Origin of the sequence: Helicobacter rodentium ATCC 700285, from assembly GCF_000687535.1 — a bacterium.
In the GTDB taxonomy this organism is placed as follows: Bacteria; Campylobacterota; Campylobacteria; order Campylobacterales; family Helicobacteraceae; genus Helicobacter_D; species Helicobacter_D rodentium.
Window position 1 is genome coordinate 1 of record NZ_JHWC01000003.1, and the last position, 18015, is coordinate 18015.

Annotated in this window: 14 protein-coding genes; 10 read left to right on the top strand and 4 right to left on the bottom strand. The window is 35.7% G+C overall.

Annotated elements, in window-relative coordinates; all coding sequences use genetic code 11:
* On the top strand, window positions 1-346 hold a 346-nt coding region (locus BS85_RS10105), incomplete at its 5' end, for a methyl-accepting chemotaxis protein (protein WP_034551029.1).
* Window positions 347-686: 340 nt separating this feature from the next.
* Here the strand turns inward: BS85_RS10105 and BS85_RS0102625 are convergent.
* Window positions 687-1517 carry a beta/alpha barrel domain-containing protein gene (locus BS85_RS0102625; protein ID WP_034551031.1) on the bottom strand — a complete coding sequence of 277 codons (831 nt, stop codon included), beginning with the start codon at window positions 1515-1517 and terminating at the stop codon, window positions 687-689.
* A gap of 215 nt (window positions 1518-1732) precedes the next feature.
* On the opposite strand from BS85_RS0102625, the gene BS85_RS0102630 reads away from it, so the two are divergent.
* The 5 genes from BS85_RS0102630 (at window position 1733) to BS85_RS0102650 (ending at window position 7865) form a co-directional block, all read left to right on the top strand.
* Complete coding sequence (locus BS85_RS0102630; RefSeq protein WP_026943444.1) at window positions 1733-2632, top strand: DUF7149 domain-containing protein; 900 nt, start codon at window positions 1733-1735, stop codon at window positions 2630-2632.
* On the top strand, window positions 2614-4920 hold the full coding sequence (locus tag BS85_RS0102635; RefSeq protein ID WP_483790114.1) for an Eco57I restriction-modification methylase domain-containing protein: 2307 nt from the start codon (window positions 2614-2616) through the stop codon (window positions 4918-4920). Before BS85_RS0102630 ends, BS85_RS0102635 begins: the two co-directional genes overlap by 19 nt.
* Before the next feature lie 39 nt (window positions 4921-4959).
* The gene (locus BS85_RS11040; RefSeq protein WP_084310136.1) at window positions 4960-5400 is read left to right on the top strand and encodes a TaqI-like C-terminal specificity domain-containing protein; all 441 of its coding nucleotides are present in this window, start codon (window positions 4960-4962) and stop codon (window positions 5398-5400) included.
* Window positions 5393-6283, top strand: coding sequence for a toll/interleukin-1 receptor domain-containing protein (locus tag BS85_RS0102645; protein ID WP_026943447.1), 891 nt, complete (start codon window positions 5393-5395; stop codon window positions 6281-6283). Before BS85_RS11040 ends, BS85_RS0102645 begins: the two co-directional genes overlap by 8 nt.
* Before the next feature lie 298 nt (window positions 6284-6581).
* Window positions 6582-7865: a hypothetical protein gene (locus BS85_RS0102650; protein ID WP_026943448.1), complete on the top strand. Its 1284-nt coding sequence runs from the start codon at window positions 6582-6584 to the stop codon at window positions 7863-7865.
* Between the two features lie 56 nt (window positions 7866-7921).
* Here the strand turns inward: BS85_RS0102650 and BS85_RS0102655 are convergent, their stop codons facing one another.
* The 3 genes from BS85_RS0102655 to BS85_RS0102670 all read right to left on the bottom strand — a co-directional run bounded on the left by BS85_RS0102655 (window position 7922) and on the right by BS85_RS0102670 (window position 11173).
* The gene (locus BS85_RS0102655) at window positions 7922-8479 is read right to left on the bottom strand and encodes a Fe-S-containing hydro-lyase (RefSeq protein WP_026943449.1); all 558 of its coding nucleotides are present in this window, start codon (window positions 8477-8479) and stop codon (window positions 7922-7924) included.
* Between the two features lie 10 nt (window positions 8480-8489).
* Window positions 8490-9335: a fumarate hydratase gene (locus tag BS85_RS0102660; RefSeq protein WP_026943450.1), complete on the bottom strand. Its 846-nt coding sequence runs from the start codon at window positions 9333-9335 to the stop codon at window positions 8490-8492.
* A 449-nt stretch (window positions 9336-9784) separates the two neighbouring features.
* Window positions 9785-11173, bottom strand: coding sequence for an anaerobic C4-dicarboxylate transporter (locus tag BS85_RS0102670; RefSeq protein WP_034551033.1), 1389 nt, complete (start codon window positions 11171-11173; stop codon window positions 9785-9787).
* Window positions 11174-11595: 422 nt separating this feature from the next.
* On the opposite strand from BS85_RS0102670, the gene BS85_RS11795 reads away from it, so the two are divergent.
* From BS85_RS11795 to BS85_RS10805, 4 genes are read left to right on the top strand one after another with little or no spacing between them, the layout of a single operon-like run.
* Window positions 11596-12723: a DEAD/DEAH box helicase family protein gene (locus BS85_RS11795; protein ID WP_051604650.1), complete on the top strand. Its 1128-nt coding sequence runs from the start codon at window positions 11596-11598 to the stop codon at window positions 12721-12723.
* 41 nt (window positions 12724-12764) lie between these two features.
* The gene (locus tag BS85_RS11800) at window positions 12765-14189 is read left to right on the top strand and encodes a type I restriction-modification enzyme R subunit C-terminal domain-containing protein (protein WP_281173565.1); all 1425 of its coding nucleotides are present in this window, start codon (window positions 12765-12767) and stop codon (window positions 14187-14189) included.
* A 9-nt stretch (window positions 14190-14198) separates the two neighbouring features.
* Complete coding sequence (locus BS85_RS0102680; protein ID WP_026943452.1) at window positions 14199-16577, top strand: AAA family ATPase; 2379 nt, start codon at window positions 14199-14201, stop codon at window positions 16575-16577.
* Window positions 16567-17988 carry a restriction endonuclease subunit S gene (locus BS85_RS10805; RefSeq protein ID WP_051604651.1) on the top strand — a complete coding sequence of 474 codons (1422 nt, stop codon included), beginning with the start codon at window positions 16567-16569 and terminating at the stop codon, window positions 17986-17988. Before BS85_RS0102680 ends, BS85_RS10805 begins: the two co-directional genes overlap by 11 nt.
* Window positions 17989-18015 lie beyond the last annotated feature (27 nt).

Genomic DNA, 18015 nt, shown 5'->3' on the forward strand with positions numbered 1-18015 from the left:
CAACTTACTTGCATTAAATGCAGCCATTGAAGCAGCAAGAGCAGGAGAACACGGAAGAGGCTTTGCAGTTGTTGCGGATGAAGTAAGAAAACTAGCAGAGAGAACAGGAAAGTCTTTAAATGAAATAGAAGCAAATGTCAATGTGCTTGTGCAAGGTGTCAATGATATGAGTGAATCCATTAAAGAACAAACCGCAGGTGTTACACAAATTAATGAAGCCATTGCTCAACTAGAATCTGTTACACAAGATAATGTCAGTGTTGCGAATAACACCAATGATATTACATTGCAAGTCAATAGCATTGCTGATGATATTTTAGAAGATGTGAATAAGAAGAAGTTTTAAGGAATTATCCTTAAGGCTTCACGCTTCGTCATTATAAAAAATAAAACATAAGGACAGAAAACCAAAGTGTCTCTTCTACATTCTTGCGTCCCTCTCTCTGCTATTGCGAGGAATGAATGCGGTGAGAGACGAAGCAATCTATAATGTTGCACTTCTTTACACACCTCTCTGTCATTGCGAGATTCTGCTTTAGCAGAATCGTGGCAATCTATAACTTTGGATTATTTTAAAGATTCCATTGTGAAAGTTAATTGTTATTAGATTATGGACTGCTTCACTTCGTTTGCAATGACAACGCAACAATATTTGCAAACACAACTTTAAACCGCGCTAAAGATTCCTACGCAAACTCCACCTTAATATCGCAAATTTTCGCGCGATACATACTCGTGCTAACAACCATATCTACGCCACTTTGGGCAAATTCTCTGACATTTTCTTTTGTGATTCCACCTGTGGCACTAAAGCGCAAATGCGGAAAATCCACCCTTAAACCTTGCACAAGCGTTTGCAATTCACTTGGCGCAAATCTCTCGCATTGTAGCACATCAACGCCAAGCTTTGCGCCCAGCAATGCCTCCTCTTGCGATTCCACCTCCATAATGATTCTATGTTCTTTAAAGGTATTTTTGAGATTCTTAAAGGATTCCGCAAAGTTCTCACACGCTTTTGTATGTTCTTTAAAAATCAAAATGCTATCGCTAAGCCCCAAACGATGAGGAATCCCACCGCCACAAATCAAAGCCTTTAACAAAAGCTTTTTAGCAAAAGGCATATTCTTGCGCGTTCCAAGCAAGGCGATGTTGGGCTGCACACTTCTTGCAAGATCAAGCATTTCGCGCGTATAAGTTGCCGTTGCACTTGCATATTCTAAGAGGTTTTGCAGGGTTTTTGCTATTTTAAAAATCTCCACTCTTTTGCCCACAATTTCTAAAATCTTTTCTCTTGCCTCCACGCACACGCCATCATTAACGCAGGATTCCACTTCTAACCCAAAAATCCTAGCAATCCGCACACATTCCTCCATACCGCTCACCACGATTCTGTCTTTTTTGGGATAGAATCGCACCTGCCCATTGCTGCTAATTTGCAAACCAAAAGTTGTATTATCCAAATAAGGCACATCTGCACTCACAAGCTCCACTAGCTCATTATCACTAAAATAAATCATCACATTCCTTACCTTGAGATTCAAACGCATTATATAAAAATAAATATAAATACTGCAATCCAAGCTAAATGTAGAATCTTGCCCCAAAGGGCTGTGGAATCTCTCAAGATTTTACGATAAAATAACCTTTTAAACCGCAAAGGAGGACACGCAATGGCATTAGAATTTGAATCCCTACCGCTCAAGGACTTCTTAAATGCATTTTATAAAGAATAGTGGAGATTCTGATTGAAGCCAAAAAACCCGATACCGCAGAAATGTTTAAGGCAGATAAGCCAAATTGCAAAGCCCTGCACGAGTGCATTTTGTATTATTTTAGGGAGCGCGAGAATGGCTTAAATCGTAATACAAACATTCAATTTATCATTATTACGGACTTTTATCAATTCTATCTCTTTGAAGCGGGAGAATTTAAGCGGTATTTTTATGATAACAGCAAAATTAAAAAACTCTATAAAGATTTAGAATCGCCACAAAATTCAAACATTAAAACCCAAGAGGATTTTTATAGGGAATTAAAGCCCATTTTAGAGGAATACCTCGTGGAAAACAGAGAGGGCGATTTATTTAATATTGCGCTTAAAGGCTTGTATTTTGACTTGCGCAACGACAAACACCTAAGTATTGCGCACAAGGTTCTAAATAGAGATTTCTTGCACCGCGAATACAAAAGAGACCCCAACGCGCTTAATCCGCGATTCTATAAAGAACTCTTGCATATTTTGGGATTAAAGGAATTTGACAAAGGCGGTAAAATCACGATTGAACTTGATAGCACCCAAAGCGTAAGTTTCGCTAAGCACATTGCCTCTAAATTGGAATCCCACAACAAGCCTAGCGATTTTGAAGCGGTGATGAGCCATATCTTAATTTGGCTGAATCGCGTGTTGTTTTTAAAGCTCATTGAAGCAAACTTGCTGCACTTTAACAACTTTAACAAGGATTTGCGATTCCTAAGTGGCGCAAAAATTACAAGTTTCAAGCACTTAAGCCACCTTTTCTTTGAGGTTTTAGCTAGAGATTATGCGGCTAGAAAACAGGGGGGGGGGGCGATAAGGGCTTTAACTTCCTGCCTTACCTCAACTCCTCGCTTTTTATTAAGGATAATGCGCTAGAGATTTTGGATATTGGCGCACTAGATGATGATTTAACAATTCAAATCTTTGAATCCACGCAAACCACACATAAAGCAAGAGAAAAGCAAAGATTCTTAAGCTATCTTTTTGATTTCTTAAACGCCTTTGACTTTGGCAAAGAATCTAACGAGGATTCCGCGCATAAAGACTTAATCCGCTCTAGTGTGCTAGGAGCAGTCTTTGAGAAGCTGAATGGCTACAAGGAGGGTAGTTTCTACACGCCAAGTTTCATTACAGGCTATATGTGCAGGGAATCTCTAAGCAAAATTGTGATTGACAAGTTTAATGAAGCCTTTGCGTGGAACGCACAGAGCCTAGAGGATTTGTGCAAACAAATTGATAGGGACTTTGGGCGTGTGGAATCCCAAGCAAAGCGGCTTTTAGAAAGTATTAGAATCTGCGACCCGAGCGTGGGTAGTGGGCATTTTCTTGTTTCTGCACTCAATGAAATGATTGCGATTTATCACAAATTAGGGCTTTTGGGGGTTGGGTATAAAGATTTGCAAATTAAAGACGATGAAATCCACCTTACTACCAAAGAGGGCGAAAAGTTTGCTTACAAAAGACTACAAGATTCTAATCACACAATCCAAATCGCACTTTTTACGCTTAAAAAATCTATTATTGAAAACAATCTCTTTGGAGTGGATATTAATCCCAATTCGTGCAATATCGCAAGGCTACGCCTTTGGATTGAGCTACTTAAAAATGCTTATTATCTTAACTTTTCTAAAGATAAAGATTCTAAAATCCATAAGCTCCAAACTTTGCCAAATATTGATATAAACATTAAGTGTGGGAATAGTTTAATCTCGCATATTGACACGAATACCACCCTAGAAAACTTCACTGGAAACTTGCAAAATAGGCTAATTGCGGCAAATAAAAAGCAAGATTTATTTTTAAATCAAAGTTTAAACAGCGAAATCAAAGACATTGAGAAAAAAGCCCAAAGCAAATTTCAAGAAATGCGCGAAAATGCAGAATCTTATAAAAACGAAGGCAACAAACAAGCTGCAAAAGCCTATAAAGACACCTACGAAAATGCCTATCAATACCTTTGTGAGCTTTTCAAGCGCAACTGCGATGAATATATTAACTTTCATCAAGTTTTAAAGGATTTTTTTCACAAATATGGCTATATCAATCTAGCACAACTAGAACTAGAAACAAAACTCCAAATAGAATCTTATGTGGAATTTTTTGATTTCCATAAAAGCGTGGATTTTGAGAGAAAAACATCAAGGGAGATTCCACAAAAGGAGCTAGAAAACCTCCTAAAACTTATGCAAATTTATGAGGAGTTTAACAAGCAAGAGGCTTTTGAATGGCGTTTTGCCTTCCCTGAAGTGCTCGATTCTAATGGAGACTTTTTGGGCTTTGATTTGGTGATTGGGAATCCGCCGTATATCAGAATACAAGGTTTGAATAAACAAATTTCAGAAAAATACAAACAATCCTACCAAACAGCAACAAAAAATTATGATATTTATGTGCTATTTGTCGAAATGGGATTAAAAATTATAAAATCCAATGCTTCCATTAACTTTATTATGCCGCACAAATGGTTGAATGCAGATTTTGAAGAAGGACTAAGAAATCTTGTTCAAAACAAAGCTGCAAAAATCATTCACTTTGGGGATTTTCAAGTTTTCAAAGCAAGCACCTATACAGCTTTGCATTGGTTTAATCATCAGGCAAAGGATTTGCAATTTATCAAATCTCCCGATTCAATTCAAACAGAGCAAGAAATGACAGATTTTCTAAATTCTATAACTCAAGAGGATTTGAGAATATTCGCACACAAAGATTTAGATTCTAAAGTTTGGAATCTTAGCAGTGATAAAACGCAAAATATTTTAATGAAAATCTTTGAATATTCTAAAGCTAATGAAATTTTTGAAAAGATATATTCAGGACTTGCCACAAGTAAAGATAGTGTGTATTTTTTAGAGCAATGCAAAGAAACTTCCAAAGGATTGATAAAAGGCTATTCTAAAGAACTTGACTTGATTGTAGAGATTGAATCAGATTTTGCAAAGCCTTTGTTAATGGGTAGCAGCTTTCATCGCTACGAAAAGTTAGAATCTGACTTGAGAGTGATTTTCCCCTATTTTAAAGAAACGGATTCTAAAGGCAAAGAAAAAATGAGCCTGTATAGCGAGCTAGATTTACAAACACATTTCCCTAAAGGTTATGCCTATCTGAAACAATGCGAACAAGTTTTGCGAGCAAGAGAAAATGGGAGATTTGATACAAATAAATAGTATCAGTTTGGGAGAGCACAAGGGTTAAAGGGAGAAAATATAGAAAAGTTACTTTGTCCAGATATTTGCAACAATACACATTTTAGCTTAGATTTCACGGGCAAATTTTATTTCTCTGCTACTATTTACGGATATATTCAAAGTGAGGAATTTAAACATTTAAATTATAAATACTTATTAGCTGTATTAAATTCCAAATTGACTTGGTGGTTTTTGCAAAAAACAAGTGTTGTTATGCAGGGAGGATTTTACAGAATCAAACCAGCCTATATAGAAAATTTTTGTATTCCCAATCTTGCACCCAAAGAACAAAAACCTTTTATCGCTTTAGCGGATAAAATCTTAAAACTCAAAGCCAAAGATTCCACAACCGACACAAGCAAACTAGAATCCGAAATTGATTCTTTAGTGTATAAACTCTATAATCTCACTGAAAATGAGATAAAAATCGCAGAAAACAAGGAGCACAAAAATGATTAAAAAGATTTTTTATAGTTATTCACATCAAGACGAGAAATATTTGAGTGAATTACAAAAATATTTAAAACCTGCTATTGAAGATTATCAAATTGAGGTATTTATTGACAAAGATAATATTAGGTGTGGTGAGCCTTTAAATGAAAAAATTATGCAAAATCTTAGCAATTCGGATTTAATCATATCGTTGATAAGCGCAAATTATCTTGCTTCAGAATATTGTTTAAAAGAAATGTCAATGGCATTGGATAATAACAAATCTTTTCCTGTTATCCTCAGTCATTGTGATTGGAAAAATAACGAGTTGTTAAAAAGTATAAAAGTATTACCAAAAGATGGTAAGCCGATTATTGATTATACTAATTCTAGCGAAGCATATCAATTTATTGCTTCAGAATTTCGCCAGAAAATACAAAAAGACTCAAACATCATCGCTCTAAAAGAAGATTTCAAAAGCAAGCTTGAAAAAATAAATTTCCTACACCCTAATAAATCCAAAATAAGCTTGAGTGATACTTTTGTTGCCCCGAATATAAAAAATTCATCTGATGAAAAAAATAAAGAAAATATTTTTAAGATTGAAGAAATTTTAAAAAATGAAAATTATAAAGAAGTTTTGTTTTTTAGTCCTTTTTATTCAGGTAAAACTTCACTATTAAAATATGTGTATCTATTGTTATTGCAACAAGATATTTATCCTTTGTATATTCAAGGAAAAAATATTGTTAAAACAAAGTATTTTGAAAATGACATTAAAAAATGTTTTGACGAGCAGTATAATGGAAATTATGATATATGGAAAAAAGTTAATCAAATTTATTTTTTGATTGATGATTATAATCACTCCATCAATAATGGTTTTATTGTTCATCTAAGAGAATTTTGATAATGCAAGAATTATAATAACCATAGAACAAGAAGAATATTTTTCTTTTTTTAAAGACTTTCCACATTTTACTACTTTTAAAAGTTTTGAATTAAAACCTTTTAATAGACAACAGCAAGAAGAAATAATTAAAAAATGGCTTATACTTAAAGATGAAAATATTCCATCAAATTTCTATAATGAAGTTGATATTGTTGAGGATAAGATTAATAATATTGTTTCATCTCAAATTATTTTACCCAGATACCCCACAAATATTTTGCTTATTTTACAAACAATTGACAATAAAACAAATGATATGAAGATTACAAGTTATGGGCATTGTTATTATGCTTTAATTTTAAATTATCTTGTAAAAAATGGCATAACCGAAAATGATAGTATAGATACAAGCTTAAATTTTCTGTCTGAATTATCCTATAGCATATACTCCGCTAAAGAAAGTTATACCAAACAACATTATAATAACTTTAAGAAAAAATATAAAGATGAATTTATTATTCAAGATTCGATTCTGAAGAGATTAGAAAATGGAGATTACCCCATTTTACATATTAAAGATAATGAAATTATAAGATTTGAACAAGATTTCATATATTATTATTTTTTAGGAAAAATTTTAGCGGAAAAAATATCAACAACAGAGATAGAATCTTTGTGCGAAAATATACATCAAAAAATAAATATGTACATAATAGTTTTTATTATTCATCATTCTAAAAATATGGAACTTATTGATGAGATTATTCTACGATGCATGTTGGTTTTAGATAAAACAAAAGAAGCAAGCTATCTCAATGAGGAAACACCAAATTTTATTCAAGAATTAGATATACCAAAACTAATTATGAATGCAACAAGTATTGAAGAAAATAGAACTATTGATAGAAAAATTCAAGATGAAAATGAGATAGACTATAATAAATTAGAAGAAGAGGAAGATGAAAATGAGATATACAAAGGGATAAAATTGTCCGAAGCATTAAGTCAAATATTAAAAAACAGATCTGGATCTTTTGCTAAAAACAAAGTTAAAGAAATCGTAGATGCACTTATAGGACTTCAATTAAGAGTCAATAAAATGATATTTGAAGTGTGCGAAGATAAGGATTTTGAAAAATTTATAATACAAAGTTTAAAAGAATATTTCAAGAAAAGTGATAAAAAAGTCTCTGATGATGAAGCTCAAAAATTTGTTAAACATCTTGTAGCTTCATTAAGTGTAGGTGGTAATCTTGGAGTCGTTAATGGCACGTCATTTTTAGTATATACAGATAATATCATAGATGATTTGGAAAATCTTATCGAAACAAATAAACAACCTTCAAGGGAAATTATTTTATTTTTAACAAGTATCAAAAAGGGAATTACCTCAAAACATCTGAAACATTTAGAAAATATGATTCGACAACATAAGAATAAAAATTTCTTTGCCTTTAAAATATTATCTCTTTCTATACAATACTACTTAAATACGCATAGTATAGATAAGACAACAGAATTTAAAATATGTAAGATGTTATCATTGCCAGAAATGAATCGTGCAGCGGACAAGTTATTAGATAAGATTCATTCAAATTGATTTGATATATCCCCACACCCCAAAAGAATCTTTAGGGGAAAAGTGGAGTCCAACAACTAAATTTTCCTATACGGAGCTTGTCCGACTTCGTAGTAATTGTTACCCTCTGCGTCAATCGCGACAATAGCGGGGAAGTTTTCAATCGTAAGTCTAGCAACCGCTTCAGGTCCTAGCTCGGGATAGGCTAAAACCTCGTATTTTGTGATACATTTTGAAATCAGTGCCGCTGCGCCACCCACAGCCACCATATACACCACGCCGTGTTTTACCATAGAATCTATGACTTCCTTGCTGCGATAGCCCTTGCCAATCATTCCGTGAATGCCTTGCTCAATGATTGTCGGCGTGTATTTATCCATTCTCCCACTTGTCGTAGGTCCCGCTGAACCAATCGCATTGCCCGGTTTTGCGGGAGTGGGTCCTAGATAATAAATCGTCTCACCCTTTAAATCCACAGGGAGTTTTTCTCCACGCGCTAGAGCTTCTGTCAATGCTTTATGCGCCGCATCACGCGCACAGAGAATCGTCCCGCTAATCAAAACGCTCTCCCCTGCTTTAAGACTTTTTGCTACTTCTTTGCTCAAAGGTGCAGTAATTTTTTTTGGTTCTGACATTTTTCCCTCCTTATAGCTCAATATCCGCGTGTCGCGCAGCGTGGCAGTTGATATTCACCGCGACAGGAAGCCCCGCAATGTGTGTAGGATACCATTCTACATTAACCTTAAACGCCGTAGTTGTCCCGCCTAGCCCTTGCGGTCCTACACCGGTGCTGTTTGCAATTTCTAGCAATTCCTCTTCAAGCTTTGCATAACGCGCATCGGGATTCTTAGAATCTATTTCACGCACTGCGGCTTGTTTTGCTAGAAGTGCTGCTTTTTCCATTGTCCCGCCGATTCCAACGCCAATCACCATAGGAGGACAAGCATTTGGTCCTGCAAGTTTCACTGCTTCGGTAAATACTTTTTTCACGCCCTCAATGCCATCGGCTGGGACAAGCATTTTTAGAATGCTCTTATTCTCGCTACCAAAGCCTTTTGGGCAAACTTTTAAGTGCAATTTATCGCCCTTGATGATTCGCGTATGAATCACCGCAGGAGAATTGTTTGTCGTATTTTTGCGTTCATAGAGTGGCTCTTCTACGACAGACTTACGCAAATAACCCTCTGTGTAGCCCTTTTTGATTCCCTCATTAATCGCGTCCTCAAGGTAACCGCCCACGATATGCACTTCTTGTCCGATTTCTACAAACACCACGGTCATACCTGTATCTTGACAAATGGGCATCATATTGCTTTCTGCAATTTTGCCATTTTCAATCAGTGTATCTAGGATATTTTGCCCTAAAGTAGATTTCTCGCTTCCTTTTGCCGCACTAAAAGCGCGTTTAATATCTGGTGTTTGAATACAACACGCGTCAATGGCAAGTTTCGCAACAGCAGATTTAATATCTTCGTATTGCACTTCTCTCATAATTCCTCCTCATAATCTCATAAAATGCTTAAGATTTTACTCTACTCTATGTAAAAAATACTTTAAAGAATTGGAATCTTAGAAGCTTTGATTATAATGCTTCAAGATTCCTCCACTTGGTAGTTGAGAGAGATTTGTTAGAATCTCGTGGTGTGCATTTGCGTAAGCAAATTCACCCGCTTTAGCGCAAATCATCTAGCACACCCACGACTCCTCCACCTTGTCATTGCGAACGCTAGTGAAGCAATCCATAATCCTGCAAATAAAAACTCTCACCTTGTCATTGTAAGGCAAAGCCGAAGCAATCTATAATCTCACAAAATTAAATTCGACAATGGAGTCTTTACAAGTGAGATTCTGCATTATAGATTGCTTTGTCTCTCACTGCATTCGCTCCTTGCAATGACGAAGCGGTTAGTCTTTTGTCATTGCAAAACAATTAATAACAACTATCCCAAATACCCCGCGAACATTGCGAAAATATATCCAAACACACAAGAGCTAAACACGCCAATCAATCCGGGCAAAATAAAGCTATGATTGATAACAAACTTACCAATATGCGTTGTGCCACTTCTATCAAACTGAATCGTAGCCAAGTCGCTTGGGTAAGTTGGCAAAATATAATACCCATAGCACGCAGGAGCAAAAGCCACGATGATTGCAGGATGCACACCAATTCCCAATGCTAAAGGCACAAATGCGGCAATCGCAGCGGCTTGTGAATTAACAAATTTTGAAATGAGCAAAAGCATAATCGCATAAGTCCAAGGATAATCTTGCACCACGCTTCCTAGAGCAGCTTTCATCATCGGAGTATGCACCGCAAACATTGTATCTGCCATCCAAGAGATTCCAAACACCGCAACAAGCGCAATCATACCAGAGCGAAAAATTTCATTTTTGCCAATTTTACCTGCATCTACTTTTGTGAAAATGAGCAAAGCAGAACCCGCAAGAAGCATAAACATTTGAATCGTATCCACCATACTCATTGGCTTACTTACGCCTTTGACTTCAAAATGCGGACGCAACTCTGGAAACGCACCCAAAATCGCAACGATTGCGATTGCGCCTAAGAAAATCCACATTGCCGCCCATTGAACGCCCGGAAGTTTCACGCCAAGCAAGGTTTTAGAATCCCCATAAACATACTTTTTGAATTCCTCATCTTTTAATCTCTCTTGAAACTCCTCATCTTTATCCAAATCCTTGCCTCTAAACCAAGAAAAAATCCCAACAACCAAAACACCGCACAAAGTCGCTGGAATCGTGATTTTAAGCAAATCCACATAGCCATCAAATCCCGCTAAATGTGTTTTAGCATTGAGCAAAAACGCAGTGAGGGATACAACTGCCACAGATACCGGACTTGCAATAATTCCCATTTGAGAGGAGATAGAAGAGGCTGCCATTGGACGCTCGGGGCGGATTCCATTTTTGATTGCAATATCATAGATGATAGGCATCATTGTATAAACCACGTGCCCTGTTCCGCAAAGAATCGTCAAAAAGCAAGTTACAAAGGGGGCTAAAATCGTTAAGAATCGCGGATTTCTCCTTAGGATTCTTTCTGCGATTTGTAGCATTACATCTAAGCCACCACTTGCTTGTAAGGTCGCACTTGCGACAACCACCGCTAGAATCGTAAGCATAACAGAAACTGCGGGTTTACCGGGCTGCACGCCAAAACCAAAAGCCAAAACCAAAAGCCCAACGCCACCTAAAAGCCCGAGTGCGATTCCACCCTTTTTCGCTCCATAAAACAAACAAATAAGAACAATAATTAGCTGAATGCTAAATTGCGTTCCTTCACTTAAGGACATTAGAAATTCCATATTCCCACCTTTCAAGATAAATTAACGCAGAATTATATTACAAAAAGTAGCAAAAATTTACAAATATCATAAAAATTGTAAATTATTTTTAATAATTAAATATTTTTTAATAAATTAGTAAAAAAATATTTAAATTTTTGTATGTAATTCTATTGCGTCATTGCGAGGGCTTTGCCCGAAGCCTAAAATACGATGTTTAGAATCTATATGATTGGCACATATTGCTAAAGATAAAAATAAAAGCTAGAGCAAGGTTGTGGAGAAAAGTTAAAGCCAAATATTTCTGAATTTCGCTTTCAACTTTTGTGTAAATTATGCAGATTAAGCAGTAAATTTTAAACAACATTCCCATTTCTTTCTTGAAACTATTTTCTTAAGATTTATTGTAAAATACGATGAGGCAAAGAGAAAAAGGACAAGGTTTGGAACAAGATTTAAAGCCAGAGCAAAAGGCAAGAGAAGAGATTGATAAGCTTTTATCACTAGCGGGATTTGAGTTAAGAGATTTTAAGGATTGCGCTTTAGGGGATTCCACGCCCAATGTAACCCGCAATTTTGCCATAAAAGAATTTATCCTAGAAAATGGCACAAGGGCGGATTATTTGCTTTTTGTCGCAGGCAGAGCGTGTGGAGTGATAGAGGCGAAAAAATTTTCTTTGTCTCTAAGCGGGGCAGAAAATCAAGCCAAAAATTATGCTTATACTCTCCCTGCGCATATCCCCACTTTTCAAGATATGTTGCCCTTTGTTTATACGAGCAACGCAAGTGAGATTTATTTCACAGATTTACGCGAACCAAGCCCACGCGCAAGGAGGATTTTTGCCTTTCACACGCCAAAAGAGCTAATAGAAAAGCTTAACTCTCCTCATTCTTTGCGCGAGAGAATCCAACAAATCCCACCACTAAGCAGTCAGGATTCCAAAGCCTTATGGGCTTGTCAAAAAGAAGCCATAGAGGGCTTAGAAAAATCTTTGCAACAAAACAAACAAAGAGCCTTAATCCAAATGGCAACCGGTGCGGGCAAGACCTTTACCGCTTGTAATTTTGCTTATCGCCTGCTAAGCATTGCAAAGGCAAAGCGCATTTTGTTTCTTGTGGATAGAAACAATCTTGGCAAACAGGCGAAAAAAGAATTTGATAATTTCAGCCCAAGCACAGACAAGCGACATTTTAGCGAGATTTATAATGTGGTGCATTTAGAGACAAATCACATTCCTAAAGAATCCAAAGTCGTGATTACGACAATTCAGCGGCTGTATTCTATTTTGCGTGGAGAGAGTAAGTTTGATAGTGCAGAGGAGGAACACTCCGCCTTTGAAAATGAGGATAAAGAGACAAAAGAAGTTGCCTATAATCCCCGAATTGGCATTGATACCTTTGATTTTATCGTTATTGATGAATGCCACCGCAGCATTTATGGGCTGTGGCGACAGAAATCTTTAGAATTAAAACGCGCATTAGTGAGCAAGGAAGCATTATTGAAGCAAATGCAGAATTTCAAGTGCCATTCCGCGATAAAGACACGCGAAAAATCGACTATGAGAGCTTAGAGGAGGATTTAGAATACTCCAAAGCAGATTTAGACCGCTCCGTGCTTGCTCCTAGCCAAATCCGCACGATTTTAGAGACTTATAAAAACAAAGTCTTTGACCTACTTTTTCCCGAGCGTGAGCGCAGCTTCCTGCCTAAAACTTTGATTTTTGCCAAAGATGATAATCACGCAGAGGAAATCGTGCGTCTTGCGCGAGAAGTGTTTAATGCAGACAATGAGTTTGCACAAAAAATCACCTACAACATCGGCAATCAAAACCCACAAGAACTTATCAACGCTTTTAGGCATTCCAAAAAGTTTAGAATCGCAGTTACGGTGGATATGATAGCCACAGGCACAGACATTAAACCCTTAGAAGTGCTGATTTTTATGCGTGATGTCAAATCGGCGAGTTATTATGCGCAAATGGTTGGGCGCGGGGTGCGTAGTATCCATAATGACGATTTAAGGGCAGTTACACCAAATGCAGATTCTAAAACGCGTTTTTATGTGATTGACGCGGTGGGCGTGAGTGAAAGCCAAAAGATTGATTCACGTCCCTTAGAGCGTAAGGAACACTTAAGTTTAAAAGAGCTTTTAGAGTGTGTGCGTGAGAGCTTGGAGACGAACGAGTATGACAGAGATATACTTTTAAGTCTTGCTTCAAGGCTTACGCGTTTAGAGTTAAGCTTAAGCAAGGAGGATAATGCACGTTTGCAAGAACTTAATTGCGGCAAAAGCCTTTGCGCACTTGCAAAAGAGATTTTAGAATTTGCGGATTCCTTACAAGCGTTAGAGAGGGCAGAGGTGGCGCACAATCCGCTAGAGATTTTCACAAACGATACATTTTGCAAATTGCTTTTAGAGTTGGCAAAAAAGAGCAAAATCTATATTGATGAAATCTCGCAGGATTCTGTGCTTAGTGCAGAATTTGACACACAAAAGGCACAGAATCTCATCGCGCAATTTAATGAATTTATTTTGCAGCATAAAGACGAAATTACCGCCCTAAGTATTCTCTACTCACAAAATTACAAAAACCGCCACCTAACTTATGAGGTGATTGCGGAGTTAGCGCACAAACTCAAGCAGGATTCTATGGATATTCCAAGCTTATGGAATGCGTATAAACTGCGTGATAAAGGCAAAGTGAGTAAGAATCCTAGCAAAAACCTAACCAACCTCATCTCCCTTGTGCGTTACGCACTCAAAATGGATACAGAGTTGCAAGATTTTGCGATTGGGGCGAATGCGCGTTATAATCTGTGGCGTGGGCGTTGTAAGAAAAAGGGCATTGCATTTAGCCCCGAGCAAGAGGAGTTTTTGGGGCTTATCAAAGAATACATTATCGCAAATGGCTATGCGAAAATCAAGGATATTCAAGAGATTTGCGCGGACTTAGGCGGGATTTATAGAGCAAAAGCGATTTTTAAGGATTCTTTGCCTAGTCTTGTAGAGGAACTAAGCTTGGCATTGGTGGGATAGGAGGAAAAAATGATTAAAAAATTTTCAAAAATAAATTATGGTTCTTATCAAGATTTTTCTTGGAATAATTTGCAGGAATTTCAAAAATTAAATATTTTTTATGGGCGCAATTATGCGGGTAAAACGACATTATCAAGGATTCTAAGGAGTTTCGAAGTTAAGAATCCACATAGTGATTATATGGATTCCACCTTTGAAATTGAAATGACTGATAGTAACCCAACTAGTCTAACTCTAACTAAAGACAATATCACTGATAATAATTTAACAATTAGAGTGTATAACAAAGATTTTGTAAAGGAAAATCTAGGATTCTTGATTGATGATAAAGCAGGGGATATTAAAGCTTTTGCTTCTGTTGTTGTAGGTGAGGAAAACAATAAAATTCAAGTTAAAATACAAGAATTACAAAACAAGCTTGGAAATGAGAAAGAGGATAAAGAAAATAATGTTTTTGTCAGTGGTTTATGTAAGGAATTACAGGATTTAAATAAAGAAAAAGCTGATACTTTAGATAAAATTAAAACAAAAAATCAAGATGGAGAGCTTAGCAAAAAAGCAAGTCAAATAAAATCAAATTCAAACTTTGCAATACAAGGAACTAATTATGATATTAGAAATATTAGAAAAGATATTGAAACAATCAAAACACCAAATTCAAACTTCATTCTTGAATTCCACGAAAAACAAACCAAAGAATCTTTAATTAGCGATGAGATAAAGCAACCTTTAGGCTTCCCAATATCTTTTAATGCTAATCGTCTCTCAGAATTTGTTACAAAAAGTAGAATTTTAATAGAAACCAAAATCACCCCGAAACAAGATATAGAAAACCAGCTTAGAAGTTGGCTTGATGAGGGTTTGAAGTTGCACGAACATTCAAAAGATACACAACAATGCAAATTTTGCAATAATGCCCTTACTCAAGAGAGAATCCAATGGCTTTTAGAAAATGTTAAAGATGATAAAACAGACTCAATGAAGTCTAAAATAAACGCATATCTTGGAGAAATAAAAGGTATGGAAAAAGATTCTAAAAAAGTCTTAGAAGAAGCGCAAAAAATTGAATCTCAAAGTTTTTATAAAAACTTACAAGGGGATTTTAATCAGTATAAAGCCAAGTTAGAATCGGCGATAAGGAGTTATAACCATAGTAGTCTTTGGCAATTAAGGCAAAATTTAGAGGATAAATCAAAAGACATTTATAATCCAAATATTATTTTTCACGAGGTAACAGACTATTCCCAAGAGATTCAACAAATTCTAAATTCTATCAAAGATTTATGCACCCAAAATAACGAACGAACAAAAACCCTAGAGCAAGACCAAGAAAACGCTAGAAAAGCATTAAGGTTAGATGAAGTAGCAAGATTTATAAATAATATAAATTATTTTAAAGTGCAAGAGGAAATTAAAGAGCTAGAAAATACCCTAGAAAGCAAAGACAAAGAGATAAAAGATAAAGAACAAGAGATAGAAAAAATAAAAAAAGAAATTCAAAAACTGCAAGATTCTTTAAGCGATGAAAAAGCAGGGGCGGATAAAGCAAACAAATATCTCAAATCTTTCTTTGGAAACAATCAGCTTGAATTTAAATCTATCCCCGAGAAAAAGGGCGAGTTTAAAATTCACAGAAACAATGAAGTGGCAAAAAACTTAAGCGAGGGGGAATGCAGCCTTTTAGCCTTTTGTTATTTTGTAGCCAAATTACAAGATAAGGATACTAAAGACAAAAAGCCTATTATTTGGATAGATGACCCTATTTGCAGTTTAGATAACAATCATATCTTTTTCATTTTTTCTTTGATTGAAAGTCAAATTGCAAAGCCTAAAAACTACACTCAACTTTTTATCTCTACACATAATTTAGACTTTTTGCGATATTTAAAGAGCCTCACAGGTTTTCAATGGCGTGATAATAAAAAAACACCAATGTTTTTAATAGAAAAGCAACAATCAAGCACAATCAAGAACTTACCACCCTATATGCAGAAATATATCACAGAATTTAATTATCTTTTTGAGCAGATTTATAAATGTTCCAATGAACAAGATAATGCAATAGAAACTTTTTATAATGTGGCAAATAATATAAGAAAATTTTTAGAATCTTATTTATTTTTTAAATATCCTAATGTTGATAGTTTAATGAGCAAATATGAGAAATTTTTTAAAGATAATCAAGAGGCAGTTTTTATTAATCGCATTATTAATGAGTTTTCGCATTTAGAAGAGAATCCAGAAAGAGCGAATGAACCTTTAGACTTATTAGAAATCCAAAAAGTCTCAAAGATAGTTATAGAAACAATTAAACAAAAAGACAAAGAACAATTTAATGCACTTTTAGAAAGCATAGGCAAAGGTGAGGATATAAATAATGACAAATAATTTTCACAATCTCCCTAAAAATTGGGAAGTAAAAACCTTAGCAGAAGTTTGCACTTCCAAAAATTCAAATATTGTTTTAAGCAGTATTGAAAATAATACAGGGAAATATCCAATCTATGGCGCAAAAGGATTTTTAAAAACTATTGATTTCTACACCATAGAAAATGAAAGTCTGGGTATCGTCAAAGATGGTGCAGTAGGCAAGATATTTCTATTACCCCCTAAATCATCTGTCATTGGGACAATGGCTTACATACAAGCAAATGAAAACTTGAATTTAAAATATTTGTATTATTTTTTGCATACAATCAATTTTAACCGATACATAAGTGGTTCAGTAATCCCGCATATTTATTTTAGAGATTATAAAAAAGAAAAAATCCCCCTGCCGCCCCTTGAAGTGCAAAAAGCCATAGTGGAGAAGCTAGAAAATGCCTTTACACACATTGATGAGGCGGTGCGTCATCTTAAGGCGGTGCAAACAAACATTCCGCATCTTAAATCCTCCTTGCTCTACTCCGCCTTTAGCGGCAAACTCACAGAATCTCAAATCACTGCACCTACTTCCACGCTTTCTTTTTCACAAAGAAAATCTAATCCCTCCCCGCTCCCTTTAACAAAAGAAATGTTCCCTTTCTTTTGCACAAAGGGAGAGCCTGCACACTCTCCACTTCTAGCAAAAAATCGGGCAGGAGGCACTACTGCTCCTGCTTTTTCCGATTTTTCACACCACGAAGTGGGTGCAGAGTCTCACTATGATTGCCATTCTAAGGCTTTAGCCAAAGAATCTAAAGACAATAATACCCACACTCTCCCTAAAAATTGGGAAGTCAAAACACTAGGCGAAGTGTGTGAAATCGTTACAGGTTCAACTCCAAGCAAAAACAATGCAGAATACTATGGAAATGATTTTCCATTTTATAAACCAACAGATTTAAATAATGGTTATTATGTTGAGGTTGCTTCAGACAATGTTTCACCAAAAGGATTTGAAATATCAAGGCAACTTCCAAGTGGCTCTGTTTTGGTTACTTGCATAGGTGCAACAATTGGAAAAACGGGTTTGATTAGAAAGAAAGGAATATGCAATCAACAAATAAATGCTATTTTGCCATCACAAAAATTTATATCAGAATTTATATATTTTTATTGCATTTCTCCAAAAGTTCAAAACTTTATTAAAACAAATGCTTCATCTACGACATTGCCTATTCTTAATAAAGCAAATTTTTCAAAACTCCCTATCCCTCTCCCGCCCCTTGAAACCCAAAAGCAAATCGTGCAGATTTTAGAATCCAAATTTGCGCATTTGGAGAAGTTGGCGCAGTTTGTGAATGCAAGCCTAGAAAATCTCCAAAGGCTCAAATCCTCACTTTTAAACCAAGCCTTTAAGGGTGAGTTGATATGTTAAGATTCCGCTTAATTTTTAACAGAATTG